This is a genomic window from Kitasatospora sp. NPDC097643 (assembly GCF_040302625.1).
In the GTDB taxonomy this organism is placed as follows: Bacteria; Actinomycetota; Actinomycetes; order Streptomycetales; family Streptomycetaceae; genus Kitasatospora.
Map to the genome: position 1 here is coordinate 174,187 of NZ_JBEOSA010000002.1, position 26,365 is coordinate 200,551.

20 protein-coding genes and 2 tRNA genes are annotated in these 26,365 nt (G+C 73.8%); 10 read left to right on the forward strand and 12 right to left on the reverse strand.

Annotated elements, in window-relative coordinates; genetic code table 11:
- Positions 1–9: 9 nt before the first annotated feature.
- On the reverse strand, positions 10–990 hold the full coding sequence (locus ABTY15_RS02900) for an ABC transporter permease (protein WP_350574944.1): 981 nt from the start codon (positions 988–990) through the stop codon (positions 10–12).
- A gap of 314 nt (positions 991–1,304) precedes the next feature.
- Between ABTY15_RS02900 and ABTY15_RS02905 the strand changes: the two genes are divergently transcribed.
- Together ABTY15_RS02905 and ABTY15_RS02910 are read left to right on the forward strand one after the other, a co-directional pair.
- On the forward strand, positions 1,305–3,008 hold the full coding sequence (locus tag ABTY15_RS02905; RefSeq protein WP_350574947.1) for an ABC transporter family substrate-binding protein: 1,704 nt from the start codon (positions 1,305–1,307) through the stop codon (positions 3,006–3,008).
- Between the two features lie 453 nt (positions 3,009–3,461).
- On the forward strand, positions 3,462–4,652 hold the full coding sequence (locus tag ABTY15_RS02910) for a low temperature requirement protein A (RefSeq protein ID WP_350574950.1): 1,191 nt from the start codon (positions 3,462–3,464) through the stop codon (positions 4,650–4,652).
- A gap of 21 nt (positions 4,653–4,673) precedes the next feature.
- Here ABTY15_RS02910 and ABTY15_RS02915 read toward each other — a convergent pair whose 3' ends face one another.
- Positions 4,674–5,648, reverse strand: a complete 975-nt coding sequence (locus tag ABTY15_RS02915; protein ID WP_350574953.1) for a LysR family transcriptional regulator — start codon at positions 5,646–5,648, stop codon at positions 4,674–4,676.
- A gap of 268 nt (positions 5,649–5,916) precedes the next feature.
- Between ABTY15_RS02915 and snpA (ABTY15_RS02920) the strand changes: the two genes are divergently transcribed.
- From snpA (ABTY15_RS02920) to ABTY15_RS02935, 4 genes are all read left to right on the forward strand, one after another.
- Positions 5,917–6,567 carry a snapalysin gene (snpA, locus tag ABTY15_RS02920; RefSeq protein ID WP_350574956.1) on the forward strand — a complete coding sequence of 217 codons (651 nt, stop codon included), beginning with the start codon at positions 5,917–5,919 and terminating at the stop codon, positions 6,565–6,567.
- 333 nt (positions 6,568–6,900) lie between these two features.
- Entirely contained in the window at positions 6,901–7,521 is a 621-nt protein-coding gene (gene snpA, locus ABTY15_RS02925; protein WP_350574959.1) for a snapalysin, read from the forward strand.
- Positions 7,522–7,639: 118 nt separating this feature from the next.
- Positions 7,640–8,299, forward strand: coding sequence for a pentapeptide repeat-containing protein (locus tag ABTY15_RS02930; protein ID WP_350574962.1), 660 nt, complete (start codon positions 7,640–7,642; stop codon positions 8,297–8,299).
- 198 nt (positions 8,300–8,497) lie between these two features.
- Positions 8,498–10,576, forward strand: coding sequence for a phosphocholine-specific phospholipase C (locus tag ABTY15_RS02935; protein WP_350574965.1), 2,079 nt, complete (start codon positions 8,498–8,500; stop codon positions 10,574–10,576).
- Here the strand turns inward: ABTY15_RS02935 and ABTY15_RS02940 are convergent.
- The gene (locus tag ABTY15_RS02940) at positions 10,566–11,387 is read right to left on the reverse strand and encodes a phosphoribosyl-dephospho-CoA transferase MdcG domain-containing protein (RefSeq protein WP_350574968.1); all 822 of its coding nucleotides are present in this window, start codon (positions 11,385–11,387) and stop codon (positions 10,566–10,568) included. The two genes, ABTY15_RS02935 and ABTY15_RS02940, sit on opposite strands and share 11 nt — an antisense overlap.
- A 219-nt stretch (positions 11,388–11,606) precedes the next feature.
- Here ABTY15_RS02940 and ABTY15_RS02945 point away from each other — a divergent pair, with 219 nt between their 5' ends.
- The gene (locus ABTY15_RS02945) at positions 11,607–11,825 is read left to right on the forward strand and encodes a hypothetical protein (protein WP_350574971.1); all 219 of its coding nucleotides are present in this window, start codon (positions 11,607–11,609) and stop codon (positions 11,823–11,825) included.
- A 54-nt stretch (positions 11,826–11,879) separates the two neighbouring features.
- On the opposite strand, the gene ABTY15_RS02950 is transcribed toward ABTY15_RS02945, so the two are convergent.
- The 3 genes from ABTY15_RS02950 to ABTY15_RS02960 all read right to left on the reverse strand — a co-directional run bounded on the left by ABTY15_RS02950 (position 11,880) and on the right by ABTY15_RS02960 (position 16,387).
- Positions 11,880–15,104, reverse strand: a complete 3,225-nt coding sequence (locus tag ABTY15_RS02950; protein WP_350574973.1) for a S41 family peptidase — start codon at positions 15,102–15,104, stop codon at positions 11,880–11,882.
- Between the two features lie 222 nt (positions 15,105–15,326).
- Positions 15,327–15,400, reverse strand: a tRNA-Lys gene (locus ABTY15_RS02955).
- 78 nt (positions 15,401–15,478) lie between these two features.
- Positions 15,479–16,387 carry an NADP-dependent oxidoreductase gene (locus tag ABTY15_RS02960; protein ID WP_350574976.1) on the reverse strand — a complete coding sequence of 303 codons (909 nt, stop codon included), beginning with the start codon at positions 16,385–16,387 and terminating at the stop codon, positions 15,479–15,481.
- 213 nt (positions 16,388–16,600) lie between these two features.
- Between ABTY15_RS02960 and ABTY15_RS02965 the strand changes: the two genes are divergently transcribed.
- Both ABTY15_RS02965 and pgi read left to right on the forward strand, forming a co-directional pair.
- Complete coding sequence (locus ABTY15_RS02965) at positions 16,601–18,184, forward strand: Na+/H+ antiporter (RefSeq protein WP_350574978.1); 1,584 nt, start codon at positions 16,601–16,603, stop codon at positions 18,182–18,184.
- A gap of 282 nt (positions 18,185–18,466) precedes the next feature.
- The gene (gene pgi / locus ABTY15_RS02970) at positions 18,467–20,128 is read left to right on the forward strand and encodes a glucose-6-phosphate isomerase (protein WP_350574981.1); all 1,662 of its coding nucleotides are present in this window, start codon (positions 18,467–18,469) and stop codon (positions 20,126–20,128) included.
- A gap of 156 nt (positions 20,129–20,284) precedes the next feature.
- Here pgi and ABTY15_RS02975 read toward each other — a convergent pair.
- From ABTY15_RS02975 to ABTY15_RS02985, 3 genes are all read right to left on the reverse strand, one after another.
- A tRNA-Lys gene (locus tag ABTY15_RS02975) sits at positions 20,285–20,358 on the reverse strand.
- 68 nt (positions 20,359–20,426) lie between these two features.
- Complete coding sequence (locus tag ABTY15_RS02980; protein ID WP_350574984.1) at positions 20,427–20,984, reverse strand: bifunctional DNA primase/polymerase; 558 nt, start codon at positions 20,982–20,984, stop codon at positions 20,427–20,429.
- A 165-nt stretch (positions 20,985–21,149) separates the two neighbouring features.
- Positions 21,150–21,506 carry a DUF8844 domain-containing protein gene (locus ABTY15_RS02985; protein WP_350574987.1) on the reverse strand — a complete coding sequence of 119 codons (357 nt, stop codon included), beginning with the start codon at positions 21,504–21,506 and terminating at the stop codon, positions 21,150–21,152.
- Positions 21,507–21,750: 244 nt separating this feature from the next.
- Between ABTY15_RS02985 and ABTY15_RS02990 the strand changes: the two genes are divergently transcribed.
- Positions 21,751–22,065, forward strand: a complete 315-nt coding sequence (locus tag ABTY15_RS02990; RefSeq protein ID WP_350574990.1) for a hypothetical protein — start codon at positions 21,751–21,753, stop codon at positions 22,063–22,065.
- Between the two features lie 3 nt (positions 22,066–22,068).
- On the opposite strand, the gene ABTY15_RS02995 is transcribed toward ABTY15_RS02990, so the two are convergent.
- From ABTY15_RS02995 to ABTY15_RS03005, 3 genes are read right to left on the reverse strand one after another with little or no spacing between them, the layout of a single operon-like run.
- Positions 22,069–23,430 carry an AAA domain-containing protein gene (locus ABTY15_RS02995; protein WP_350574993.1) on the reverse strand — a complete coding sequence of 454 codons (1,362 nt, stop codon included), beginning with the start codon at positions 23,428–23,430 and terminating at the stop codon, positions 22,069–22,071.
- A complete protein-coding gene (locus ABTY15_RS03000; protein WP_350574996.1) occupies positions 23,430–25,067 on the reverse strand; it encodes an ATP synthase subunit B family protein in 1,638 nt (545 codons plus the stop codon). The genes ABTY15_RS02995 and ABTY15_RS03000 overlap by 1 nt, the downstream gene beginning before the upstream one ends.
- Complete coding sequence (locus ABTY15_RS03005) at positions 25,064–26,329, reverse strand: hypothetical protein (protein ID WP_350574999.1); 1,266 nt, start codon at positions 26,327–26,329, stop codon at positions 25,064–25,066. Before ABTY15_RS03005 ends, ABTY15_RS03000 begins: the two co-directional genes overlap by 4 nt.
- Positions 26,330–26,365: the final 36 nt, after the last annotated feature.

Genomic DNA, 26,365 nt, shown 5'->3' on the forward strand with positions numbered 1-26,365 from the left:
CACCTCCGGTCAGGACCGCACGCGCGGGTCGAGGGCGGCGTGCAGGGTGTCGGCGAGGAAGCCGGAGGCGAGGACGACCACGGCGGTGAACAGGTTGACCGCGACGACCGAGTTGACGTCCTGCTCGTTGATCGACTGGATCAGCCACTCGCCCATGCCGTGCCAGCCGAAGATGGTCTCGGTGAAGATCGCGCCGGTGAAGATGCCCAGGAAGCTGTAGGCGAACATCGTCGACATCGGGATCACCGCGGTCCGCAGCCCGTGCTTGACCAGCGCCCGGCCCCGGGTGAGGCCCTTGGCCTCGGCGGTGCGCAGGTAGTCGGAGCCGAGCACGTCGAGCATGGTGCCGCGCTGGTAGCGGCTGTAGGTGGCGAGGCCGCCGAGCGCCAGCGAGATGGTCGGCAGCAGCAGGTGCAGCGCCCAGTCGGCGAGGTGGGCGCCGAGGCCGCCGCCGAGCCCGGGGGTCTCGTACCCGGTGAACGGGACGACCTCGTGGCCGGCCGCGTCCTTGGCTGCGATCGCACCGTTCTTGAGGAGGAGCGCGACCAGGAAGACCGGGGTGGAGAGCAGGACGAAGGACAGCACGGTGAGCAGCCGGTCCGAGATCCGGTACTGGCGGACGGCGCTCCAGGCCCCGGCGGCGACGCCGAGGACGATCCCGAGCAGGCTGCCGATCAGCAGCAGCCGCAGCGAGACCCAGACCCGGCGCCCGAAGTCGTCGGTCACCGGGGTGTCGTGGATGGTCCGGCCGAGGTCGCCGTGGAGCAGCCCGCCGGCCCAGTGGCCGAAGCGTTCGACGACCGGGGTGTGGTCGTTCAGGTTGAGCGCGGTGAGCTGGCGCTCGACCGACTCCGCCGCCGGGCGGGGGACCTTGGCGTCGAAGTAGGTGCGCGGCTGCAGGGCGGTGGCGGATATCGCGTACGCCAGGAACACGGCGGCGATCAGCAGCACCGCGTAGTAGCTGAGGCGCTTCGCCAGGTATCTGAGCATCAACGGCTGCCCGGGGTGGGGGCGGGGCCGACGCGTCTGCTGGGCATCGGGTGGTGGCCTTCGGTCGGTGGCCCGGTTCGGGCCGGATGGGGAAGGTGCAGGTCGGAGTCTTGCAGCGGGAGACAGCCGGGGTGTTGCGGCGGTGTTGCGCCCCGTGGCGTTTGGATCAGACGTGAACTCCTCCCCCTGGTGGCGGAACTGATCCGCTGTTACGTTCTGCTGGCTCGGTCGCGAATTGGCTGCCCACGCTCAAGCCCCGCCACACCTCGCGGGCGCAACTCCCTGTTCCTGACGACCTCATCTGGGGGACACCCATGGACGCTTCCACCACGACCCGCCGTCTCGGCCGGGCAACCGTTCTGGCCGTCGCCGTCGCGCTGGCGGTCACCGCGTGCTCCTCGGGCGGCGGTGGCTCGACCGACAACGTCACCAAGAGCGAGCCGCCGAGACTGGACGCGGACGACATCAACCCCAAGACGCCGGACCAGTTGAAGGACGGCGGCGAGGTGCGCTTCCCGCTGTACCAGTGGATCACCCAGTGGAACCCGTTCCAGGTGGACGGCACCTACGGCGACGCGGTGGAGATCATGCGCACGCTGGAGCCGGACCTGTTCAGGACCGACGCCTCCGGGGCGTTCAAGGCGAACGCCGACTACCTGGTGGAGGCCAAGGTCGTCTCGACCTCGCCGCAGGTGGTCGTCTACAAGCTCAACCCCAAGGCCAAGTGGTCGGACGGCAAGGCGCTGAGCTACCTGGACTTCAAGGCCGACTGGCAGGCCAGCAACGGCAAGGACGCGGCGTACAACATCTCCGACCCGTCCGGCTACGAGCAGATCTCCGCGGTGGAGCAGGGCGCCGACCCGTCCGAGGTGAAGGTCACCTTCGCCGAGCCGTACGCGGACTGGCAGAACCTGTTCCGCCCGCTGATCCCGGCGGCCGGCATCGCCACCCCGGACGACTTCAACAAGGGCTGGGTGGAGAAGATCCCGATCACCGCGGGCGCGCTCAAGATCGGCGTCGCGGACAAGACGGCGCAGACCCTCACCCTCGTCCCGGACCCGGCCTGGTGGGGGGCCAAGCCCAAGCTGGACCGGGTCACCTTCCGGGTGATGTCCCAGTCGGCGACCACCCAGGCCTACCTCAACAACGAGATCGACTTCGCCGCGGCCGGCACCGCCACCGCGTACGGGCAGCTCAAGGACGCCAAGGACACCGTGATCCGCAGCGCCAGCCCGTGGGACGAGGTGCACATCTCCTTCGGGCAGTCCGGCGCGCTGGCCGATCAGAAGGTCCGCCAGGCGCTCGGCAGGGCGCTGGACCGCTCCGCGCTGATCAAGATCGCCAACAACGGGGTGCCGGTGCAGTTCAAGCCGCTCGGCAACCACATCCTCATGCCCAACCAGGTGGGCTACCAGGACAACTCCGGGGACTGGGCCAAGTTCGACCTGGCCGCCGCCAAGAAGCTGCTGGACGACGCGGGTTGGAAGGAGGCCGGCAGCGGTCAGCCGCGCACCAAGGACGGTAAGTCGCTGGAACTGCACTGGACGATCAACGACGCCACCCCGCAGGCCCAGATCGACCTGGCCACCGCCGCGGCCGCGATGTGGCAGGCGGCCGGGGTCAAGGTCAGCCTGGACAAGGTGCCCTCCAACGACTTCTTCACCAAGTACGTGAACCCCGGCAAGTTCGAGATCGCGAGCTGGCGCAACACCGACTCGTTCCCGCTCTCCAAGAGCCTGCCCAACTTCCGTCTGCCGGTGGGCGACAACACCTTCAACAACCCCTCGCGGATCGGCAGCCAGGAGGTCGACGACCTGCTGAAGAAGGCGGCGGGGACGGTGGACCCGGCGGAGGCCGCGAAGCTGTACAACCAGGCGGACGCGAAGATCTGGGAGCTCGGGCACACCGTCGAGCTCTACCAGCGGCCGACCGTGGTGGCGGCTCGCAAGGGTCTGGCCAACTACGGCGCGTTCGGGCTGGCCTCGACCGACTACACCAAGGTCGGCTGGGAGAAGTAGCCCGGGCCGCGGACGCGGCGGGACCGGACCGACGGCAGGCGCTGGCGAGCAGCGCGGTGATCACGAGGCCGGTGGTGCGGACGCGCGAGGGCCGGCTCTGCCGCCCCCGCTGTCCTGCCACCGGCCTTGACCTTCCGCGTTGCCCGCAGGCCGCCCGTGTCGTGGGGCCCCACAGGACCCGCGCTCGCTTCCAACCGGGGACGAATGTAGCGGGGCGGTCCGGTGGCCCGGGCGGTCCCGCGCGGGCGCGCCCGGAAACCCGCCGTGCTGTCACCCGGTTCGCGCACCGAGGCGTCAACTACGGCTGACGGTAAGGAGAAAAGGGGCGAACAGGGTCATCATGCCCGCCCCCGGGAAGCCGGGGCGACCGTCGTGCCGGTGCGTGCACCGGGCCCGGGGCGCTGCCAGGATGCGCGGGACAGACCGCCCCTCCCGACCCCCGGAGCAGCGCCGATGGCCAGTGATCCCGCCGCCGTCCCCCACCCGCCGCACACCGATCCGCGCCCGGTGCGCCGGATGGTCCCGCGCGACCGGGACGAGCCGCACCGCGTCGCCACCCCGCTGGAGCTGTTCTTCGACCTCTGCTTCGTGGTGGCCGTCGGCCAGGCCGGGCGCGAACTCGCCCACGCCCTGGCGCAGGGCCACTACGGGGACGGGCTGCGCGGGTACGTGCTCGCGTTCTTCGCGATCTGGTGGGCCTGGATGAACTTCACCTGGTTCGCCTCCGCCTACGACTGCGACGACGTGCCCTACCGGGTGACCACGCTGGTGCAGATCGCCGGGGTGCTGATCCTCGCGGCCGGGGTGCCGCGGCTGTTCGAGGACCAGGACCTGGTGCTGGCGGTCACCGGGTACGTGGTGATGCGCCTGGCGATGGTCACCCAGTGGCTGCGCGCGGCGGCCAGCGAGGAGGGCGAGGCGCGCAGGGTCGCCCTGCGGTACGCGGCGGGGATCACGGTGTGCCAGGTCGCCTGGGTGGTCGTGCTGGTGCTGCCGCACGGCGTTCGGCCGTACCTCATCCCGATCGGCGTGCTGGCCGAACTGGCGGTGCCGGTCTTCGCCGAGCTGCGGATGCAGACCAGCTGGCACCCGCACCACATCGCCGAGCGCTACGGCCTGTTCACCCTGATCGTGCTCGGTGAGACGGTGGCGGCGGCGACCGTCGCGGTGCAGTCGGCGGTGGACGAGCACGAGGAGCTGGGCCGGCTGGTACCGGTGGCCGTCGGCGGCCTGCTGATCTGCTTCTCGGCCTGGTGGATCTACTTCGCCCGGCCGGTCCACGAGCACCTGCGCTCCAACCGGCAGGCGTTCGCCTGGGGTTACGGCCACTACCTGGTGTTCGGCGCGGCCGCGGCGATCGGCGCCGGGCTGGAGGTGGCGGTCGAGTCGGCCGTGCACAAGGCGGAGATCTCCGCGACGGCCGCCACCGCGACCGTCACCGTGCCCACCGCGCTCTACCTGATCATGGTCTGGCTGCTGCACACCCGGCACACCAAGACCGGTGCGGCGCAGGCCCTGGCCCCGACCGGGGCCGCGCTGGTGCTGGCCTGCACCGCGTTCGGGGACTCCGGTGTCCTGGCGGCGGGGCTGGTCTGCGCGCTGACGGTGGCGGCAGGGGTGGCGATGCACGCCCGGGAGGCCTGACGGCGTGCCGTCGGCGGCCCCTCAGGAGCGGTCCAGCAGGACCGGCTCGTGCCGGGCCAGCCAGTCCAGGTAGGCCGGGTTGACCCTGGCCAGTTCCAGGTAGGCGGCGCGCAGTTCGCCGTAGAGCGCGTCCAGCGCGGGCGGGCTGAGCGCGCGGGCGCGCCAGGTGAGCAGCAGCCGGACGGCCAGCGGGTCCCCGTGCACCGGGCGCACCACCGTGCCGGGGCCGGGGGTGGAGGTCGGCTGGCAGGACCGGACGGCCTCGCCGGAGGCGACCAGTTCGGCGGCGGTCGCGTTGTCCCGCACCTGCACCACCCGGGGGTTGAGCCCGGCCTCGGTGAACACCCGGCGCATCGCCGCGTACTCGTGGTCGGCGGTCGGGTCGACCATCCAGGTGTCCTCGGCGAGGTCGGCCAGGTGGACGACCGGCCGGGCGGCGGCCGGGTGCCCGGCGGCGAGCGCGACGAACTGCGGCTCACGGGCCATCAGCACCCGGTGCTCGGCGTCCGGCGGCACCCGCAGCGGGAAGCCCTCGCTCTCGTGCACGAAGGCCACGTCCAGTTGGTCGGCGGCGACCATCCGCAGCAGTGCGCTGGCCGAGATGTCCACGTGGATGGTGGTGTCGGTGTCCGGCAGGCGTTCGTGCACCCGGCGCAGCCAGGCGGCGACCGCCCGGCTGCCGACGCTGCCGATCCGCAGCCGCCGTTGCCGCCCGGGGCCGGCCGCGTCCCGGGCCTCCTGGCGGGCGGCCGCGACCAGCGCGGCCATCTCGCTGATCACCGGACGGGCCCGGGAGAGCACGGAGTGACCGAGCGCGGTGGGCCGGCTGCCGGTCTGCTCCCGGGTGAACAGCGTGCCGCCGATGGCGCGTTCGATGCGGTGCAGCTGGGTGGTGAGGGAGGGCTGGGTCATGCCGAGCTGGAGCGCGGCCTTGCGGAGGCTGCCGGTGTCGGCGATCGCGCACAGCACCCGGAGGTGTCTCACGTCGAGCTCCACGTCGGGAGCATAGACGCCGTCCGGCTGACTCGCCAAGGACATGACATCTGACGGCGCGTCGGTGCGGGTGGCGCCCGACCGGTGCACCACGGGTATGGCACGACGCTATCGCCGGTTGACATCATCCGCGACGGGCCCGGTGGGGCTGAAGCTCTGGGTCAGTGCAGCCCCCGGCCGTCGGCCGGGGCAACCCCCACCTTGCGCCGACACCGCGTCCGGTCCCCACCGGCCCCGGCGGTCCGGCGTACCGCGAAACCGGAGCCCCCACATGAAGCGATCCGTGCTGTCCGCCACCCTCGGCCTGGCCCTCGCCGCCGGCCTCGCGGCCCTGCCCGGCGCGGCCGTTGCCGCGCCCGCCGCCCCGGCCGCCCCCGCCGCGGCCGTCCAGGGCTACACCGCCCCGACGTACGCCGGCTCGGTCGCCGAGACCGCGGACAACCAGGCGTTCTTCCAGGCCGTGATGGCCTCCGCCAAGGCCAAGCAGGCCGCCAACCCCTGGCTGCGCACCGTCGTGGTCACCTACGACACCGCCAACGCGCCGTCCTTCACCAACGAGATAGCCCAGGCCGCGCAGATCTGGAACAGCTCGGTGCGCAACGTCCAGCTCCAGGAGAGCGACAGCGGCGACTTCTCGTACTACGAGGGCGACGACTCGCGCGGCTCCTACGCCAGCACCGACGGCCACGGCCACGGCTACATCTTCCTCGACTACCAGCAGAACCAGCAGTACAACTCGCTGCGCGTCACGGCGCACGAGACCGGGCACGTGCTCGGCCTGCCGGACCACTACTCCGGCCCGTGCAGCGAGCTGATGTCGGGCGGCGGTCCCGGCACCTCCTGCACCAACCCGTACCCCAACAGCACCGAGCGCAGCCGGGTCAACAACCTCTGGGTGAACGGCCTGGCGCCTGCGAACTGACCAGCTCGAACCGGTAGTTGACGCAATATTCCCGCTGGTTGAACGCGGCGGGCCGCCCGGCCGGAAACGGGCGGCCCGCCGCCGGGTCGCTTCCCCGTACCGGAGCGTAGTCGGCGGTGCAACGGAATGCCAGGGGCATGCGTGGGTCAAGGTCGGCCAAAGGTCTGTCAAAATCCGCGGCCCGCAGGGGTATTGGACGGCGCTATCGCGGGTTGACATCATCCGCCCGCCCGCCGGACTGTCCGAAGCTCGGGGGACATCACCCGTTCACCAGGTGTCCCCCCACGGCCGGCCCCCAACCGGCCACGACACCACAGGAATCGGAGCCCCCACATGAAGCGATCCGTGCTGTCCGCCACCCTCGGCCTGGCCCTCGCCGCCGGCCTCGCCGTGCTGCCCGGTACGGCGGTGGCCGCGCCCGCCGCCCCGGCCGTCCAGGGCTACACCGCCTCGACGTACGCCGGTTCGGCCGCCGAGGCCGCGGACAACCAGGCGTTCTTCCAGGCCGTGATGGCCTCCGCCAAGGCCAAGCAGGCCGCCAACCCGTCCCTGGCCACCGTGGTCGTCACCTACGACGCCAGCTCGGCCCCGACCTTCCGCACCCAGATAGCCAGGGCCGCGCAGATCTGGAACGGCTCGGTCGCCAACGTCCAACTGCGCTCCGGCTCGGCCGCCGACTTCCGCTACTACGAGGGCAACGACTCCCGCGGCTCCTACGCCAGCACCGACGGCCACGGGCGCGGCTACATCTTCCTCGACTACCAGCAGAACCGGCAGTACAACTCGGTGCGGGTGACCGCGCACGAGACCGGGCACGTGCTCGGCCTGCCGGACCACTACTCCGGCCCGTGCAGCGAGCTGATGTCGGGCGGCGGTCCCGGCACCTCCTGCACCAACCCGTACCCCAACAGCACCGAGCGCAGCCGGGTCAACTCCCTCTGGGCGCGCGGCTGATCCACCGCTGAGCCCGGTCCGGCCGCCCCCGCCGCGGCCGGACCGGGGCGTGCGCCGCGGGATTGTCGGTGCCCCGTGCGAGCATGCGGGCGAGACCCTCCCGAAAGGTGCCGCCGCCATGTCCCGTGCCGTTCCCGACCAGCTCACCGACCTCCCGTACGCGGAACTGCTGAGCCCGCACACCGGGGCGCTGCGCAGCGACGAGCGGTACGACACCGTACTCTTCGACGGCGGCGAGCACACCGACGAGTCGGCCGCCGGCGCGACGTTCCTGGAGTGCGCCTTCACCGGGGTGGCGCTCAGCGGGGTCAAGCTGCGCCAGGCCCGGTTCAACGAGGTCTGGGTGCAGGCCGGCCGCTGGGTGGCCTGCGACCTCAGCGACACCGAGTGGCAGGACGCCGCCTTCTCGGGCGGGGTGCTGGCCGGGGTCGCCGCGCACGGTTCGGCGCTGCGCCGGGTGGTGTTCCGGGGCTGCAAGCTGGAGGCGGTCAACCTGCGGGCGGCCGTCCTGCGGGACGTCGTCTTCGAGGACTGCCTGCTGCGCGACGTGGACTTCGGCGAGGCGAAGCTGACCGGGGTCTCCTTCCCCGGCTCGACGCTGGAGGAGGTCCGGCTGCGCGGCGCCACGCTGAGCAAGGTGGACCTGCGCGACGCCGCCCGGCTCGGCCTCCCGGACGGTCACCAGGGGCTGCGCGGGGCCGTCATCAACTCGACCCAACTCCTGGAGCTGGCCCCGCAGTTCGCCCATGCCCTGGGGATCACCGTGCAGGACCGCTGAGGCTGGCCCGGCCCCGTTCCTCCCCGTCGTTTCCGCCACGCGTTCAGCCGGCCGTCGCTCGGTGACGGCCGGACGAACAGTCCGCCAAACCTGGTGCACGCATCTGGTGGGCCAGTTCGGCGCCGGTGGAAGATGCTGCGCGATCGATGAGCCCGACTTGTGTACACAACATCGCCAGTGAAGGGACGGGCTGGGCTGATGGCCGAGCTGAGTCGCAGGAAGTTCGTCACGCTCTCCGGTGCCGCCGCGGCCGGTCTCGCGGTGGCCGGGAGCGGCGCCGCGGGGGCCGCCCCGGGCAGCGGGGCCACGGCGCCCGCCGCCACCGCCGCGCTCGCGGGGACCGGCACCATCACCGACGCGCAGCACGTGGTGATCCTGATGCAGGAGAACCGCAGCTTCGACCACTACTTCGGCACGCTGCGCGGCGTGCGCGGCTTCGCCGACCGCAGCACGATCCAGATCGCCGGCGGCTACAGCGTCTTCAACCAGCCCAACGGCCTGTCCCGCCAGTACCCGTGGCAGTTCAGCCTCACCAAGCCGGCCGGCGGCGCCGACCCGGAGCGCCTGGCCCAGTGCAACGGGGACCTCTCGCACGGTTGGAGCGACCAGCACAGCGCGTGGAACAGCGGCAAGATGGACAACTGGGTCGCCGCCAAGGGCAACGTCCGCACGCTCGGCTACCTCACCCGCCAGGACATCCCGTTCCACTACGCGCTGGCCGAGAACTGGACCATCTGCGACGCCTACCACTGCTCGGTGCTGAGCGCGACCGGCCCCAACCGCACCTACCACTGGTCCGGCCAGATCGACCCGGCCGGCACCGCGGGCGGCCCGGCCTACGACGGCGGCGACGAGAAGGGCCTGCGCTGGCAGACCTACGCGGAGGCGCTGGAGAACGCCGGGGTCAGCTGGAAGGTCTACCAGAACGCCGCCGACAACTACGGCGACAACGCCCTGGCCTACTTCAGCCAGTTCTCGGGCGCCCCGGCCGGCAGCCCGCTGGCCGTCAAGGGCATGGGCTCGGTGCCCAAGGTCACCGGCCGGACCCCGGACGACATCGTCGCCGCGATCAAGGCCGACGTGCTGGCCGGCACCCTGCCGCAGGTCTCCTGGATCGTCCCCGACCAGGGCTCCTCCGAGCACCCGTACGCCACCCCGGCCGATGGCGCGCACTTCGTCCACAACGTGATCGACGCGCTCAACGCCGACCCGAACGTCTTCAACTCGTCCGTCCTGTTCATCAACTACGACGAGAACGACGGCTTCTTCGACCACGTCCCACCGCCGGTCGCCCCGGCCGGCACCCCGGGCGAGTTCTACAACGGCACCAACATCGGGCTCGGCTTCCGCGTCCCGCTGATCGCCGTCTCGCCCTGGACCCGCGGCGGCTGGGTCAACTCCGAGACCTTCGACCACACCTCGGTGCTGCGTTTCCTGGAGGCCTGGACGGCCGCCCTCGGCACGCCCGCGAAGTGCGTGAACATCAGCGACTGGCGCCGGCGCGTCTGCGGCGACCTGACCAGCGTCTTCGACTTCGCCAACCCGGTGTACGGCCTGCCGGCGCTGCCCGACACCTCGCAGACCATCGGGCTGTCCACCTGCGGCCCGCTGCCCAACCCGGCCCCGGTCAACAACCAGCTGCCGTTGCAGGAGTCCGGCACCCGGCAGGCCCGCGCCCTGCCGTACCAGCCGAACGCCAACCTGGACCACTTGGAGTTCGGCTCGGCCGGGGTGATGAAGGTCTGGCTCAAGATGGAGAACACGGGCCCGGCGGCGGTGAAGTCCGCGCACTTCGCCGCGTACGCCAACGCCTACCGCGGCGGCGGCCCCTGGCAGTACACCGTCGACCCGGGCAACAACACCAGCGACTTCTTCAACTGCGGCACCGGCTTCGGCGGCGGCCCGTACGACCTCTCGGTGGTCGGCCCCAACCGCTTCCTGCGCCGCTTCAAGGGCGATGCGACGAAGGCCGGCAAGAACGCGGCGGTCACCGCCTCGTACGCGGTCGAGCCGGGCACCGGCAAGCTGGCGGTGTACTTCAAGCTGGCCAACAACGGCACCGCGCCGATGACCTTCACCATCGCCTCGAACAACTACCGGACGGACGGCCCCTGGACGTACCAGGTGCCGGCCGGCGGCAGCGTCAGCGACTACTTCAACGCGGTGGCCTACACCAACGGCTGGTACGACTTCACCGTCACAGTGGACGCGGACGCCAGCTGGTCGCAGCGGTTCACCGGCCACCTGGAGACCGGCGCGCCCAGCGTCAGCGGCTGACCGGACGCTCGAGGCCCCGGGGGAACCACGGATCGTGGACCTCCCGGGGCCCGTCCGTGGTCAGCAGGGTGAGCGTCGGCGGCGCGGCAGCGTACTCGGCCAGCAGTACCGCGCCGTGCCGGGTCTCCAGCTCGGCCTGCACCGGCACCGGCAGCTTGCTCAGCGCGCGCCGCAGGTGCAGCGCGTCCCGCCGGCTGACCGGCTGCGGGGTGCGCAGCACCAGCCGCAGCGGGCTCAGCGGCCCGGCCACCGGCACCCCGCTGCCCAGCTCGTAGCCGACCGCGCCGATCGGGCCCCAGGGCATCCGGTGCTCCGCCACCAGCCGGCCGACCTCCGGCAGCAGGGCCAGTGCCGGGACCTGCGCGAGCCGTTCGGCGGTGAGCAGTTCCCGCCGACCGACCAACTGCTCGGGCCGCAGGGTCCGGGCCACCGCGGCCCACGGCACCAGGGCGTCGAGCCGCTGTCCGGGGCGCGGGCCGCGCACGGTCACCGGGATCCAGTGCTCGGGGGCGGCCGTGGTGTCGCGGGTGCAGCGCGTCGGGTGCGGCAGGTCGGCCGGGGTGCCGACCACGGTGGGCGCCCGGGCGACCGTGACCCAGGGGTGGGCCCGCAGCACGGTCCGGGCCCAGTCGGGGAGCCCGCCGCCCGCGAGCGGCCGCAGCGAGCTCGGGCACTGCACCAGCAGCAGATCGTGCGCGCCGGGCAGCCGCCCGTCCAGCGCGGCGAGCGGTCCGACCCGCCGGCGCGGTCCGTCGTGGGTGTCCTCGGCGGCGGTGCGCCGGGCGAGGCTTCCGGAAGTGGCGAGGGTCACAGCGGGCTCCAGACGGTGGCGTCAGTTCGGCCGACGGCTCCACCCTCCGCCCGCCCCGTGCCGGGCCGCTACGGCCCTTCGGCGCGTTCGGTCGGGACCAAGGACTCACGGGACCGAGGACTCGAGGGGACTCGAGGGGACTCGAGGGGACTCGAGGTGCGTGGGTGGGCGCCCGGTGTGAGAGTGGGGGCAGCCCGGTATCCGTCCGGAGGAGGAGTCATGGGCATCTTCGACAGGTTCCGCCACAAGGCGCACGAGGCCACCGGGCAGGACGCCACCCAGCGTGCCGCCCTCGCCCACGACGAGGCCGCCGACGCGTACAGCGACGACGTCGAGCGGACCCGGGAGACCCGGGAGGTGGAGCGGCTCGCCGCGCAGGAGGAGGCCGACCGGCGCGCCGCCGAGAACATGACCGCGGAAGGCGACCCCTGGGACTGACCCCGCCCCCTGATCCCCTCGGAGCATGCCTCCGGGGGGATCAGTGCGTCCGGCTCACCGCGCCCGGGGTGGCAGCGGCGGGCGCCGCAGGTCCGGCCGGGGGGTGTCGGGCGGCGGGGGCGCGGCGGCCGGGGCGTCCTCCAGCAGCTCCAGGGCCAGCTGGACGGCGGCGGTCAGTTCGGGGTGCCGCCCCCGCGCCCAGTCCCGGGGGGTGCGCAGCACGTGCACGTCCGGCTCGACGCCGCGGTTCTCCACCGACCAGCCCAGCCCGCCGGTGAACCAGGAGGCGTTCTTCGGCACCGAGATCTGGGTGCCGTCGCCGAGGGTGTGCCGCCCGGTCATCCCGACCACCCCGCCCCAGGTGCGGGTGCCGACCACCGGGCCGAGGCCGAGCAGCCGGATCGCCGCGATGATCACGTCGCCGTCCGAGCTGGTCGCCTCGTCGGCGAGGGCCACCAGCGGGCCGCGCAGGGCGTGCCGCGGCCAGCGGACCGGCTGGCGGTCCCGGCTGAAGTCCCAGGCGAGGACCCGCCGGGTGAGCTTCTCCAGGACGAGCTCGGAGACGTTGCCGCCGGCGTTGCCGCGCACGTCCAGGACCAGCGCGGGCTTGTCCAGCTCCCGCCGCAGGTCGCGGTTGAACTGCGCCCAGCCGGAGCCGCCGAGGTCCGGGATGTGCAGGTAGCCGCACCGTCCGTCGCTGAACTCCCGTACCAGGGACCGACGTTTGGTCACCCAGTCCTGGTAGCGGATGGGTCGCTCGTCGGTGAGCGGGGTGACGGTGATCCGCCGCACCGGGCCGTCCGGGCCGCTGCGCAGGGTCAGTTCCACGGTGGTGCCGCCGGTGCCGGCCAGCAGCGGCAGCGGTCCGCGCAGCGGGTCCACCGGGCGGCCGCCGACCGCCAGCAGCTCGTCGCCGTCCCGGACCCCCTGGGCGGCGAGCGGGGCGCGGGCGCGCGGGTCGGAGGACTCGCCGGGCAGCACCCGTTCGACCAGCCAGCGACCGTCGGGGGAGCGGTGCGCGTTGGCGCCGAGCAGTCCGAGCGGCTGCTGGGCGAGCGAGGGCCCCTCGGCGCGCCGGGAGGTGGTGACGTAGGCGTGCGAGGTGCCCAGCTCGCCGAGGAGTTCGCGCAGCAGGTCGGCGAAGTCGTCCGGTGCGGAGACCCGCTCCAGCAGCGGCTCGTACTGGGCGACCAGGGCGGGCCAGTCCAGGCCGGACATCCGGGCGTCCCAGAACTGGTCCCGGACGATCCGGGCCGCCTCGTGGTAGGCCTGGCGCCACTCGTCGGCCGGGTGGACGGTGTGGGTGATCCGGCGCAGGTCCACCGTGGTCCCGGCGGAGGGGGCGCCGACCGGGACGATCCGCAGCGAGCCGGCCGAGTAGACCGCCACCGAGCCGCCGTCGCCGGAGACCGCGTAGCCGTCCAGCCGGTCGACCAGCGTGGTGCGGGTGCCCCGGGCCAGGTCGAAGTACTCCAGCGAGGGGCGGCCTGAGGTGTCCTCCGGGCTGGCGAAGGTCTGGCCGAGGGTGCCGGAGATGGGCCAGCGCAGCCAGACCAGGCCGCCGCGCACCGCGTCGGTGGCCGAGTACTTGGAGGCGATCACCGGGAACTGCAGCAGCCGCTCGCCGATGCCCTGCGGGTCGACCCGGACGGTGCCGTCGCCGCCGCCGTCGCCGCGGGGGGAGCCGTCCTCGGCGGGCGCGGCGAACGGGGACGGCGTGTCGGCGGTCAGCGGGACGAGGTACGGGCGGCAGCCCACCGGGAAGGAGAGGTCGCCGGTGTGCACGTCGTGGACGGGGTCGAAGCCGCGCCAGGACAGGAAGGCCAGGTAGCGGCCGTCCCGGGTGAACACCGGCTGTTCGTCCTCGAACCGGCCGTCGGTGACCTCGGTGATCGGCGCGGCCACCGCGGTGCGGGTGAGCCGGATCCGGCGCAGCGAGCGCCCGGCCACCGGCTGTGACCAGGCGATCCAGTGCGAGTCGGGGGAGAACCGGGCGCTGGAGACCGGCCCGTAGCCGGAGGTGGCGAGCCCGCGGACGGCGCCGTCGGCGGTGTCCACCAGCAGCAGCCGCCCGTCCGAGGTGGCCGCGGCGAGGTGGGCGCCGTCGGGGGAGGCGGTGAGCTCCAGGACCCGGCCGAGCCGGCCCGCGGCGAGGACCCGGTGCCGGTGCCGCTCGCCTCCCCCGAGGTCGGGGGAGGCCTCGTGCCCGGGCAGCGGCACCACCTCGATCGCGTCGGCACCCTCGGCGTCGGTGATCCAGGCCGCCTCGCCGGTGTGCCCGAGCATCACCGGCAGCCGGGTCCGCACGCCCGGGGTGTCGGCGAGCGCGCGGGCCGGACCGTCCTTGTGGGTGAGCCAGTACTGGCTGCCGCGCACGGTGATCACCCCGGCCCGACCGCTCTGGTCGCAGGCCAGGTCCTTGACCTGGGTGGCGGCGCTGACCTGGTACGGGCGGCGGCCGGCCCGGGCGCCGCCGAGCGGGACGCGCAGCCGGCGCGGGGCGGGGGCGTCCAGGCCGTCCAGCAGCCAGAGGTCGCCGGCGTGCTGGTAGACGATCCGGGTGCCGTCGGTGGCGGCCTCGCGGGCGTAGTAGGAGGCGTGGTCGGTGTGCCGGCGCAGGTCGCCGCCGTCGGGGCGGCAGGAGTAGAGGTTGCCGATGCCCTCGTGGTCGGAGAGGAAGGCCACCCGCTCGCCGACCGGCATCGGGGAGGCGAGGTGGCCGGCGTGCTCGGCGAGGACCTGCTCGCCGTCCACCCAGAGCCGGCCGGTCGCGCCGCCGCGGTAGCGCTTCCAGGCGGCGGGCTCGTGCGGGGCGGCGCCGGTGAGCAGCACGGTGCGCTCGCGGCTCATCTGGGCGTCGCCGACCGGCCCCCAGGGCATCCGGTGGCCGGGGGCGCCGTCCGGCGGCAGCGCGTGCGCCCAGGTGTAGTGGCCGAAGGGCTCGTGGAAGGAGGTGACGGCCAGCACCTCGCCGTCGGGCAGCCAGCCGCGCACCCGGGTGTCCTGGCTGCCCCAGTGGCTGAGCCGCCGGGCCTCGCCGCCCTCGACGGGGGCGGTCCACACCTCGGGGGTGAGGCTGAGCCAGCTGGTCCAGGCGAGGGTGCGGCCGTCCGGGGAGAAGCGGGGGTGGCTGACCCGGGTGCGGTCGCAGCTGACCCGCCAGGCCCGGCCGGTGCCGCCGTCGGCGTCCAGCGGGGCGATCCAGACGTCGTCCTCGGCGGTGAAGGTGAGCAGGCCGCCGTGCAGATGGGGGTAGCGGAGGTAGCCGGGCGGGGTCACCTCTCCATCCTTCGACGGGGTGTCACACCCGGCAACCGGGGCGGGTCCGTCCGCGACGCCCGTCCGCACCGCACGTCCGCACCGGGCCCGAGCCGGTCTGGCGGCCGGGAGTTCTCCCCGAACTTCGACGGCTGCTTCCACCGCTGGGCACCGCAGCACCGCTGTGCCACGGCACAATGCCGGAAGGCCCCCCGCTCTCGCGAAGGGCCTTCCGGCTGTCTGTGCGCCGCCAGGGACTCGAACCCCGGACCCGCTGATTAAGAGTCAGCTGCTCTAACCAACTGAGCTAGCGGCGCCTGCTGACACGGAGAACATTACCTGGTCAGCGGCCGAAACACACAATCGGCCCGGGTGGCCGCCCGGGCGGCCCGGGCTCACGGCGTCAGGACCACCTTGCCCCGGACGTGCCCGGCGCCGACCAGCCGGTGGGCGTCGGCGACGCGCCCCAGCGGGAAGGTCTCGGCGATCTCCAGCCCCAGGCCGCCCGCCTCCCACAGCTCGACCAGCTCGGTCAGCCGGGCGGCCGTCCGCTCGCCGCGCAGCTGCCGCACGCCCAGCCGCTCGGCGGTCGGGTAGTCGACGACGGTGCCGATCCGGTCCCGGTCGGCGACCAGCTCGACCGAGGCCTCCAGGGCGCCCCGCCCGGCGGCGTCGAAGGCCGCGTCCACGCCCTGCGGGGCCGCCGCCCGGACCCGCCCCACCAGCCCCGGGCCGTACGCGACCGGGATCGCGCCCAGCTCGCGCAGGTAGGCGTGGTTGGGCTCGCTCGCGGTGCCGATCACGGTCGCGCCCCAGGCCCGGGCCAGCTGGACGGCGACCGTGCCGACCCCGCCGGAGGCGCCGTGGACCAGCACGGTGTCGCCCGCGCCGACGCCGAGCAGGCTGAGCGCCAGGTGCGCGGTCTGGCCGGAGGCGGAGAGCGAGCCGGCCTGCTCCCAGGGCATCGTGGCGGGCTTGGCGACCAGCTGGGCGGCGTCCACCGTGACGAACTCGGCCTGGCCGCCCAGCAGCCGGAAGCCCAGCACCTCGTCGCCGACCTCCCAGCCGTAGCTGCTCGCCCCGAGCTGGTCCACCACCCCGGCGAACTCGTTGCCGAGCGTGAACGGCGGCTCGATCCGTGCCCCCGGCGGGGAGAAGCCCGCCCGGATGGCGAGGTCCACCGGCTGCACCCCGGCTGCGTACACCCGGACCCGCACCTCGCCCGGCCCGGGTACCGGGACCGGCACCTCGGTGACCCGTAGGACCTCCGGTCCGCCGAACTCGGGGACGGTGACTGCCTTCATGGGTTCTCCTGCCCTTCCGCTCGTTCCCGTGCCCCTTGATCTTCGGACCTCAAGCGCGCTTGAGGTCAACCCCCGACGTCGATCCCGGTCCGGCGTGTCGACCGAGATGGGCGCATTGTCAGATTTATCCTGGGCGGCGCTCAGCCGTCCGCCGTGCGCCGACTCCCGTGTCCCGTGTCCCGCGTGCCGCCAGCCGTCGAGAGGATCCGCCCCGTGGGTCAGCTGCCCCTGCTCTTCCTGGTGCTGCTCGCCTCCGTGGTGACCATGCCGCTCGCCCGCCGCACCGGAGTGCCGCAGCCGGTCCTGATGACCATGCTCGGCATCGTCATGGCGCTCGTCCCGCAGATCCCGGACATCGCCATCGACCCCGAGTTGATCCTGCCGCTGGTCCTGCCGCCGCTGATCTTCGCGGTCGCCCGGCGCTCCTCGGTCCGCTACTTCAAGGCCAACATCCGCTCGATCCTGCTGCTCGCGGTCGCGCTGGTCGTGGTCACCACGGTCGCGGTGGGCGCCGCCGTGCACTGGCTGCTGCCCGCGCTGCCACTGGCCGCCGCGGTCGCGGTCGGCGCGCTGGTCTCCCCGCCCGACCCGGTCGCCGCCGTCGCCGTGGCGGGCAGCGTCGGACTGCCCCGGCGGCTGGTGGCGATCCTGGAGGGCGAGGGCCTGTTCAACGACGTCACTGCGATCGTCATCTACTCGCTGGCCGTCGACGCGGTGGTCTCCGGCGACCTCCCGGCCGACCGCGCCGTGCTGCGGTTCGTGCTGTCCGCGGTGCTCGCCGTGGTCGTCGGCGTCGCCCTCGGCTGGGTCAACGCCAAGCTGGCCGGACTCCTGGACGACCCGACCCAACAGGTCGCGCTCAACCTGCTGGTGCCGTTCGCCGCCTACACCATCGCCGAGGAGATCCACGGCTCCGGCGTGCTGGCCGTCGTGATCTGCGCGCTCTACCTCGCCGAACGGGCCGCCGACGCCGACGCCGTCTCCTACCGGCTGGTCGGCAACGCCTTCTGGGAGGTCGTCGAGATCCTGATCACCGGGGTCGCCTTCGGCCTGATCGGCCTGGAACTCGCCACCGTGCTGAAGGAGGCCGGCCGGGACTGGACCGGCATGCTCGGCGACGCCGCCGTGGTCATCGCGGTGGTGGTGCTGGTCCGGCTGCTCTGGCTGCTGCCGGCCGGCTGGCTCTCCCGTCGGCTGCGGTCGGGCGAGGAGGAGGACACCCCGTTCAGCTGGCGGGAGAGCGTGGTGCTGTGGTGGTCGGGCATGCGCGGGGTCGCCACCGTCGCCCTGGCCCTGGCCATCCCGCTCACCGTCGACTCCGGCGCCGGCTTCCCCGAGCGCGGCCGACTGGTCTTCATCGCCTTCAGCGTGGTGCTCTTCACCCTGCTGGTCCAGGGCCTCACCCTGCCCTGGCTGGCCAAGCGGCTCCAGCTGGACATCGACCAGGACCGGCACGAGCAGGCCGTCCGGCTGCTCTGGTGGCGCGCCGCCAAGGCCGGGCTGCGGCGGCTGGGCGAACTGGAGGAACAGGACCGGCTGCCCGCCGAGGTCGCCGACCGCCTGCGGGACCGTCAGCACGACCGGCTGGCCCGGCTCTGCCCGGAGAACTACGCCGAGGAGGAGGCCGCCGAGGCGAAGGTACGGCTGGCCCGGTGGCGCGCCGCCCGCGACGTCGAGCAGGAGATGATCGCCGCCTCCCGGCGCGAGATGCTGGTCGCCCGCAGCGAGGCCGGCACCGACCCGGAGCTCGTCGACCAGGTCCTGCGCGGGCTCGACCTGCGCTCGGAACGGAAGTGACGCCGCGTCGGGACGACCCTCGTCGAGCGTTGACGCCGCGTCGGGACGACCCTCGTCGAGCGTTGACGCCGCATCGGGACGACCGTCGTCGAGCGTGGGCGAACGGAATGTGAGCGACCCCGCCGGACGTTGCATAGGCTGAGCCCCGGGCAGGCCGTCAACGGAGTCGGCGCACCACCAGTACCCGCACGACCTCGCGAAGCCTTCTCACAGTCTGGCCCCACCGCCTGGCCCTGCCGGTATCTGCACCCATCTGCACCCAGATGAATCGAGGAACCACCGATGTCGGAGACCCGCGCCGACGCCCGCACCCCGCTCGACCGGACCCCGCAGTGGGCCGCCCTCGGCAAGCACCGGGCCGAGCTGGGCGAGACGCACCTGCGCGAGCTGTTCGCCGCCGACCCGGAACGCGGCCGCCGCTACACCCTCCAGGTCGGCGACCTGCACGTGGACTACGCCAAGCACCTGGTGACCGACGAGACGCTGGAGCTGCTGCGCGAACTCGCCGCGGCCACCGGCGTCGCCGAGCTGCGGGACGCCATGTTCCGCGGCGAGAAGATCAACAACACCGAGCAGCGCGCCGTCCTGCACACCGCGCTGCGCGCGCCGCGCGGGGCCGTGGTCGAGGTCGACGGCGAGAACGTCGTCCCCGCGGTGCACGCCGTCCTGGACCAGATGGCCGCCTTCGCCGACCGGGTCCGCAGCGGCGAGTGGCGAGGCCACACCGGCAAGCCGATCCGCACCGTCGTCAACATCGGCATCGGCGGCTCCGACCTGGGCCCCGCGATGGCCTACGAGGTGCTCCGCTCGTACACCAAGCGCGACCTCGACGTCCGGTTCGTCTCCAACGTGGACGGCGCCGACCTGCACGAGGCGATCCGCGACCTCGACCCGGCCGAGACGCTGTTCATCGTCGCCTCGAAGACCTTCACCACCATCGAGACCATCACCAACGCGGTCTCCGCCCGCAACTGGCTGCTCACCGGCCTGCGCGCCGACACCGACGCGGTCGCCAAGCACTTCGTCGCGCTGTCCACCAACGCCCAGGGCGTGCAGGACTTCGGCATCGACACCGCCAACATGTTCGAGTTCTGGGACTGGGTCGGCGGCCGCTACTCCTACGACTCGGCGATCGGCCTCTCGCTGATGATCGCCATCGGCCCGGACGCCTTCCGGGAGATGCTGGACGGCTTCCACCTGGTCGACGAGCACTTCCGCACCGCCCCGCCGGAGCGGAACGTCCCGCTGCTGCTCGGTCTGCTCGGCGTCTGGTACGGCGCGTTCTTCGACGCCCAGGCGCACGCGGTGCTGCCGTACTCGCACTACCTGTCGAAGTTCACCGCCTACCTGCAACAGCTGGACATGGAGTCCAACGGCAAGTCGGTGACCCGGGACGGCTCGCCGGTGAGCTGGCAGACCGGCCCGGTGGTCTGGGGCACCCCCGGCACCAACGGCCAGCACGCCTACTACCAGCTGCTGCACCAGGGCACCAAGCTCATCCCGGCCGACTTCATCGGCTTCGCCGAGCCGGTCGCCGACCTGCTCCCGGGCCTGGTCGCCCAGCACGACCTGCTGCTGGCCAACTTCTTCGCCCAGACCCAGGCGCTGGCCTTCGGCAAGACCCCGGAGGAGGTCGCCGCCGAGGGCGTGCCGGCCGAGCTCGTCCCGCACAAGACCTTCAAGGGCAACCACCCGACCACCACCATCCTGGCCGGCGAGCTGACCCCCTCGGTGCTGGGCCAGCTGGTCGCGCTGTACGAGCACAAGGTGTTCGTCCAGGGCGCGATCTGGAACATCGACTCCTTCGACCAGTGGGGCGTCGAGCTGGGCAAGGTGCTCGCCAAGCGGATCGAGCCGGTGCTGCTGACCGGTGAGGGCGCCGAGCAGCTGGACAGCTCCACCGCCGAGCTGGTCGCCCGCTACCGCGCGCTGCGCGGGCGCTGACCCCGGTCGGGCCGCCCGCCTCCCCGGCGGGCGGCCCGGTCCGTCGCGTTCCCGCGTCCGCCCGGTCGTCGTCCGGAAAGCACGTCGTCCGGGAACGCGTCGTACGGAAAACGCCGAGAGGCCCCTCGCTTTCGCGAGGGGCCTCTCGGCTGTCTGTGCGCCGCCAGGGACTCGAACCCCGGACCCGCTGATTAAGAGTCAGCTGCTCTAACCAACTGAGCTAGCGGCGCCTGCTGACAGAGAAGACTCTAGCAGCGGCCCGCGTCCGATCCCAAATCGAATGACCGTTGCCCGCCGTTCACCCGCCGGTCACGGCGGCCGCCCCGGCCGGAGCGGCCGCACCCGGCTCGCGGGCCGCCCGGACGCAGGCCCAGAGCACCACCGAGGCGCCCGGCAGCCACGGCTCCCGGTCCTCCGGCGCGACGATCCACCGGCCGGCGCCCAGCCCTGGGGAGTCCGGGCTGTTCACCATCCGCTGCACCGGCGGCACGGTCACCGCGTCGCCCCGGCCGTGGCACAGCAGCGGCGGCACGTCCCGGGCCCACTCCTCCCAGGCCAGCAGCCGGCGCAGCCGGGGTCCCGCACCGGGCTGGACGAACAGCAGCATCCGGCCCCGGTAGGTGGCCACCGGGCCGCAGCCCGGCCCGGAGGCCCACAACTCGTCCAGCATCCGGCGGCCGAACAGCGACGGCATGCTGATCACGTCGAAGGCGCGCCCGCAGGGCAGCACGGAGGGCGCCCAGGGGCGTGACTCCCACAGGGCGCGCATACTGCGCGGGTACTCGCTGGCGGAGGCGAGCCAGGCCTCCCCGGCCACGGTGACGTACTCCACCGACTGATACGTCCAGATGTCCACGCACAGCAGCGTGCGCCGTGCGGGGGCCGGATGGGACGGAAAGCACGGTTTGCCGGACAGGGCGGCGGGGAACGGCGTACCCTTCCGCCGCTCGTGTCATATGCCAGTGGCCCAGTGACCCTGGCCCAGTGACCCGGCGGCTCGGTGAGCCCGTGCCCCGAGCGTTCAGTCCTCGTGGCGGCGCGGCTGGAGCAGACCGCGGCCGTACTCGATCATCTTGGCGGCGTAGTCGGGGGTCCAGTCCACGCGCTGCGCGATCTCGGCGTCCGACAACGCGTCGAAGCGGCGCGGGTCCGCGAGCTGGGCCGCGGCGACCGCCTGGAAGTCGGTGGCCCGCTCGGCGGCCGCGCGGAAGGCCAGCGCCAGCTCGGTGGAGCGGCGCAGCAGCTCGGCGGGGTCCTCGATCGACTCCAGGTCGAAGAAGCGTTCCGGCTCCGGCTCGGCGGACTGCGGCTCGAACAGCAGCTGCGCCGGACGCAGACGCCGGGTGGGCTCGGGTGCCTCGGCTGGGGAGTCGGGCATGGACGGACACCTCCGGGGTCTCGGTGAGGGAGGGCGGGCGGGCTGCTCCGGTCCGCGCCGCCCGGTCGTGGCCGTCGTCCATTGTCTCGCGGCAGCGACCGGTAACGGAACGGTGCGCGTGCGGGCGCTATTCCCCGACACGCGCCGGGGGGATTGCCTCGGGCGCCGGGTGTCCTGATCGCATGCGAACCGGTTGTCGGGGTGTCCAGGCGTTCCGCCGTCCGACGAACCGGGAGAACCCCCCATGCGCGTGCCGAAGATCCTGTCCAGCGGCGTCCTGCTGATCTGTCCGGTCCTCGGCCTGGCCGCGGCGTCACCGGCCGTCGCCGCCGAGACGTCCGTCGCGGTGAAGGGGCCGGTGAGCTCCCCCGGCGGTCCGTCCAGGGCGACCTGCCCCGAGCACACCCACCTGACCGGGGGAGGCTACGAGTTCACTCCCGCCGGACCGAACGACACCGTCGTGGCCAACGGGCCGGACTCCTCCGCACCGAACAGCTGGATCGTCCGGGCCTCGCACGGGAACGTGACGGCCGTCGCCGTGTGCGAGACCGAGGACTGACCGCTACCGCAGGTGGACCCGGTGGCCGGACAGGTGGTGCAGCACCTGGTGGTTGGCCTCCCAGCCGTCCGGGAAGGCCACCGGGACACCCAGCTGCACCGGCTCGGTGGACGGATGGTCGTCCAGCAGCTCGGCGATCCCGGCCCGGGCCACCACGATGCAGGCGTGCCGGTGGCGGGAGGCGAGCACGCAGAGCCGGCCGGTCTCCAGATGGAAGGCGGTGGCGTCCGGCCGCCCGGAGAGCGGGTGCAGCACCACGGTGACGTCGTACTCGCGGCCCTGAAGCCGGTTGGCGGTGTCCACCGTGACCGCCGGCCCCGCCGCCTGGTCGACCGGGACGCCCGCCTTGAGCAGGGCCGCCCGGACGGCCGCGGCCTGGTCCCGGTGGGCGGTGCCGACCGCGATCCGGTCCGCGGTCAGCGGCGCCTCGCCCTGCTCCGAGTGCGCGGTGATGCCGCGCTCCAGCAGCCGGCGGACGGCCGCCGCGACCGCCGCCACCGCCTGCGGGTCGGTCCGCACGGTGTGCCGGGCGGGCAGCTCCAGTAGCGCCCAGCCGTGCTCGGCGGCCCGGTCGATCACCGCGTCCAGTGCCGAGCCGTCCGGCCGGACGGCGGCGGTCAGCCGGCGGTCGTCCGGCCCGGTGCCGGATCGGAACGGCGTGTACGGGTAGAACGCCTGCGAGATCAGCGGCGCGGCGCTGGCCGGCAGCCGCCAGGAGACCGGCAGCCGGTGCGGCTCGATCTGCGGGTTGTGCGCCAGCATGGTGACCACGGCGCTGCTCGACGGGTCGTAGGACAGCCCCGCCCACTGCTCGGTGCCGACCACCGTGAACGGGTCCAGCTGGCCCGGGTCGCCGACGAACAGCGCCCGCTCGAACAGCCGGGCCACCGCGAGCAGCGCGTCCGAGCGCATCTGGTACGCCTCGTCGACGATCGCGTGCCGCCACGGGGCCTCGGCCCGCACCCACTGCCACTTGGCGGAGGTGGAGACCACCACGTCGTGCTCGACCAGGTCGGAGACCTTGTCGGAGGGCGTGACATTGGCGTGCCGCAGCACCTCCGGGCCCGGCCGGGAGTCCGTCGCGTGCAGCCGGCCGATCGTCAACTCCGGAGCCTTCTCGGCCAGTCGGCCCACCAGGTCGTCCACCTGGCCGTTGGTCTGGGCGACGATCATCAGCCGCTCGCCGGAGGCCACCAGCTCCCGGGCGGCCCGCACCACCAGGGTGGACTTCCCGGCGCCGGGCGGGGAGTCCACCACCACGCCGCGCGGGGCGCCGGCCGGCGGGTGCACCGTCGCCGCCAGGATCCGGGCCACCGCGGCGTCGGCGGCCGCGCCCGGGTCCTGCTCGCTGCTCAACTCGGCCATCACTCCCACTCCTCGGCGGCGGATGCGGCGGATCCGGCGGACCCGGGCGGCGCGGAGCCGGGCGGGCCGCCGTGCGTCCACGGGGTGTCGTCCGGCTCGGGCAGCGGCGCGGACTGGCGCACCGTCAACTCGAACAGGGTGAAGAGGACCGGCTCGCCGGGCTCGGGCAGGCTGCCCGGTTCCGGCTCCTTCTTGCGGCCCATGCCGGAGAGGATCCGCAGCGTGATGCTGCCCCGCTCCGGGTCGACCGCCACGATCTCGGCCTTCTGCGCGCTCGGGCCTCCCCCGCCCTCCGGCCGGGGGGACCCCCATACCCGGTGCGCCTCCCGGCCGAGGTCGGCGTGCGGGCGGTCGTCGGTGCGCAGGGTGACCAGCGGGCGCGGCTTGGGGGAGCGGCCGGAGGTGTCCCAGTCCGGCACCACCTCGGTCACCACCCCGCTGAACGCCTCGCCGGCCAGCCGGTGCTCGGCCATCGCCAGCGGATCGTCCAGCGCCTCCTGGACGTCCAGCCGGGCCTGCTCGCGCTCGCGCTGGGCCAGCTTGCGGGCAGCGGTGACGGCGTCGTCCTGCCGGGGCTGCGGCGGCTCGCCGGCCGCCAGGCGGTCCCGGTGGCCGGTGTACGACCAGCGGTCGCCGGTCCAGCGCTCCTCCAGGTGCCCGGCGGGCGGCAGCGCCCGCAGCAGGTCCAGGCCGTGCCAGACGTCGTGCCAGGTGGGCAGCAGCACGGCCGTCAGCACCTCGCGCAGCTGCTCGACGGCCTTCCGGACGGCCTGCCGGGCGCGCTCGGCGGCCGGCTCGTCCCGCTGCTCGACGCCGTGCAGCAGGGCGGCGGTGGCGGCGTCGTAGCGGGCGATCGCCGGGCCCAGTACGAACTCGTCGAACCGTGGATCGGTGGCCGGACCGGCCGGCGGGTGCAGCAGCTGCCCCCGCTCGTCGCGGGCGGACTCGGCGCGCTCGGTCGCCTCGGCGGCGGTCAGCCCGGGCGGCGGGGCGTGCCAGGCCAGCTGGGCGGCCAGGTGCTGGTCCTCCAGGTGGCTCTGGCCGGTGGCCCAGTGCCGGGCCAGCAGGCCGGTCATCGGCAGCAGCAGGCTCGAACCTGGCACCTGGGCCCGGTCGGTGAGGTGGGTCAGCCAGCGGCCGAGCAGCGGCACCCGCACCGGCGCCGGGTACGGGCCCGGCTCGTCGTCCTCGATCGTGCGGCGGAACCGGGTGGAGCGGCCGAGCAGCGCGAGGTGGTGCACGCCACCGCCGTTCGGCACGATCAGCTGCGGCGCGTCGGCGCACAGCTCGCGCAGCACCTGGGTCTTCTCGCCGGTCTCCGGGTCCTTCTCGGAGCCCTCGATCTGCACCACGTCGGTGGCGAAGGACTCCAGGTAGGGCAGTAGATCAGCGGCCAGTGCGGCCAGGAAGTCGAACCGCAGGGTGCGGTTGAGCGGCTGCGGCACCAGGTGCAGCCGGGGGGTGTCCCGGTCGGTGCCCAGCATGACGGCCAGCGGCGCGCCGGACTCACCGGCGGCGGTCAGCGGGACGACCACCATCGGCCGGTCGGACAGGTGCCGGTGCCGCACGGTGGCCAGCGGCTCGGCCCGCCCGCTGCGGACGGCCTCCAGCCGCGCGAGCGTCGTCAGCAGACTCATCCGGCGGCCCCCGCCGGGAGCGGGACAGCCTCCGCCGGGACCACGACAGCCCCTGCCGGGACCGGGGCAGCCCCCGCCGGGACCCGCCCGAGCGCCTCGGCCCGCAGCGCCGCCGCGTAGGCCAGCCGCTCGGCCGCCTCGTCCGGCCCGGTGCCGGTGGTTGCGGCGGCCAGCGCCTCGGTCACCGTCCGGATGCTGCCCAGCTCGCCGCGGACGCCCCGGCCCAGCTGCTCCACCCGGTCGCCGCAGCGGGCCTGGGCGCGGCAGTGGAAGCCGAGCTCGCAGGTCGACAGGCAGTCCGGGCTGTACGCGGCGGGCACCGCCGCCACCGAGGCGGCCAGCTCCCCGGCGGAGCGGACCGGCGCGCCGTCCTCCGTGGGCGCCAGGTCGAAGTCGGCCCCGGGCGGCAGCGCGTCCAGCAGCCGGCCGATGCCGGTCATCCGGCTCAGCTGGCGGCGGGTGGTGGCCAGCTCGCGGCGGACGTCCACGGCGACCGCGGTCGGCCGGTTGCCGAAGTCCTTCGGGCAGACCAGCAGCACGCTCAGCCGGGGGCTGCCCGGCAGCGCCTGCTCGGTGTACGGGTCCGCCGCGACCGGTCGACCGGCCCGTGCGGCGGCCGCCTGCTGGAGCGCCAGCACGTACACGGCGGCCTGGCGGGCGGCGGCGCCGACCTTGGCCGGGTCCGCGCTGCCGTCCAGCACCGGGAAGGACTTGATCTCGACCACCGTGCACCGCCCGCCGTGCACCACGACCGCGTCCGGCTCCAGGTAGGCGGTGCTGCCGGCCACCTCCAGGCGCAGCAGCGGGTGGTCCAGCAGCGTCCAGGCAGCCGGGTCGGCGGCCGCCCGCGCCAGCGCCTCGGCCGTCCGGTCGGCCCGGACGGCGGGGCCGGAGCGGCGCAGCAGGTCCGGCACCTGGAGCGGGGCGTCGCCGTCCACCGGGACACCGAGGTGGCGGCGCAGCGGCTCCAGCAGCGCGGCGTAGTCGTCCGCCTTCAGCCGGGACTCGAAGATCACGCCGCGGGCGATCGCGAACGGGGACTGCCCGAAGGGCGCGGGGCGGCCCAGCCGGGCGGCCAGCGCGGACTTGTCCACCCCGGCCGCGTCGAGCACGGCGCGGCGGTGGCAGCCCGGATTGGCCGCGAGCGCGGCGAGGGAACGGGCGTTCAGGCTGCGCTGCGGCGCCGGACCGCGCAGCTCGGCGAGCCGCTGGGCGAGCGGCTCAGCGTGCCCGTTGGACGGGACGTTCGTCGAGACGTTCATGGTGCGGCCCAGTGTCGCACCCGGGTCCGACAATGC

What these genes read in the sequence shown, in the direction of transcription:
- ABTY15_RS02900 (WP_350574944.1), bottom strand. Translation starts at nt 990, where the DNA reads ATGCTCAGATACCTGGCGAAGCGCCTCAGCTACTACGCGGTGCTGCTG.
- ABTY15_RS02905 (WP_350574947.1), top strand. Translation starts at nt 1,305, where the DNA reads ATGGACGCTTCCACCACGACCCGCCGTCTCGGCCGGGCAACCGTTCTG.
- ABTY15_RS02910 (WP_350574950.1), top strand. Translation starts at nt 3,462, where the DNA reads ATGGCCAGTGATCCCGCCGCCGTCCCCCACCCGCCGCACACCGATCCG.
- snpA (WP_350574956.1), top strand. Translation starts at nt 5,917, where the DNA reads ATGAAGCGATCCGTGCTGTCCGCCACCCTCGGCCTGGCCCTCGCCGCC.
- snpA (WP_350574959.1), top strand. Translation starts at nt 6,901, where the DNA reads ATGAAGCGATCCGTGCTGTCCGCCACCCTCGGCCTGGCCCTCGCCGCC.
- ABTY15_RS02930 (WP_350574962.1), top strand. Translation starts at nt 7,640, where the DNA reads ATGTCCCGTGCCGTTCCCGACCAGCTCACCGACCTCCCGTACGCGGAA.
- ABTY15_RS02935 (WP_350574965.1), top strand. Translation starts at nt 8,498, where the DNA reads ATGGCCGAGCTGAGTCGCAGGAAGTTCGTCACGCTCTCCGGTGCCGCC.
- ABTY15_RS02945 (WP_350574971.1), top strand. Translation starts at nt 11,607, where the DNA reads ATGGGCATCTTCGACAGGTTCCGCCACAAGGCGCACGAGGCCACCGGG.
- ABTY15_RS02960 (WP_350574976.1), bottom strand. Translation starts at nt 16,387, where the DNA reads ATGAAGGCAGTCACCGTCCCCGAGTTCGGCGGACCGGAGGTCCTACGG.
- pgi (WP_350574981.1), top strand. Translation starts at nt 18,467, where the DNA reads ATGTCGGAGACCCGCGCCGACGCCCGCACCCCGCTCGACCGGACCCCG.
- ABTY15_RS02985 (WP_350574987.1), bottom strand. Translation starts at nt 21,506, where the DNA reads ATGCCCGACTCCCCAGCCGAGGCACCCGAGCCCACCCGGCGTCTGCGT.
- ABTY15_RS02990 (WP_350574990.1), top strand. Translation starts at nt 21,751, where the DNA reads ATGCGCGTGCCGAAGATCCTGTCCAGCGGCGTCCTGCTGATCTGTCCG.
- ABTY15_RS02995 (WP_350574993.1), bottom strand. Translation starts at nt 23,430, where the DNA reads ATGGCCGAGTTGAGCAGCGAGCAGGACCCGGGCGCGGCCGCCGACGCC.
- ABTY15_RS03000 (WP_350574996.1), bottom strand. Translation starts at nt 25,067, where the DNA reads ATGAGTCTGCTGACGACGCTCGCGCGGCTGGAGGCCGTCCGCAGCGGG.
- ABTY15_RS03005 (WP_350574999.1), bottom strand. Translation starts at nt 26,329, where the DNA reads ATGAACGTCTCGACGAACGTCCCGTCCAACGGGCACGCTGAGCCGCTC.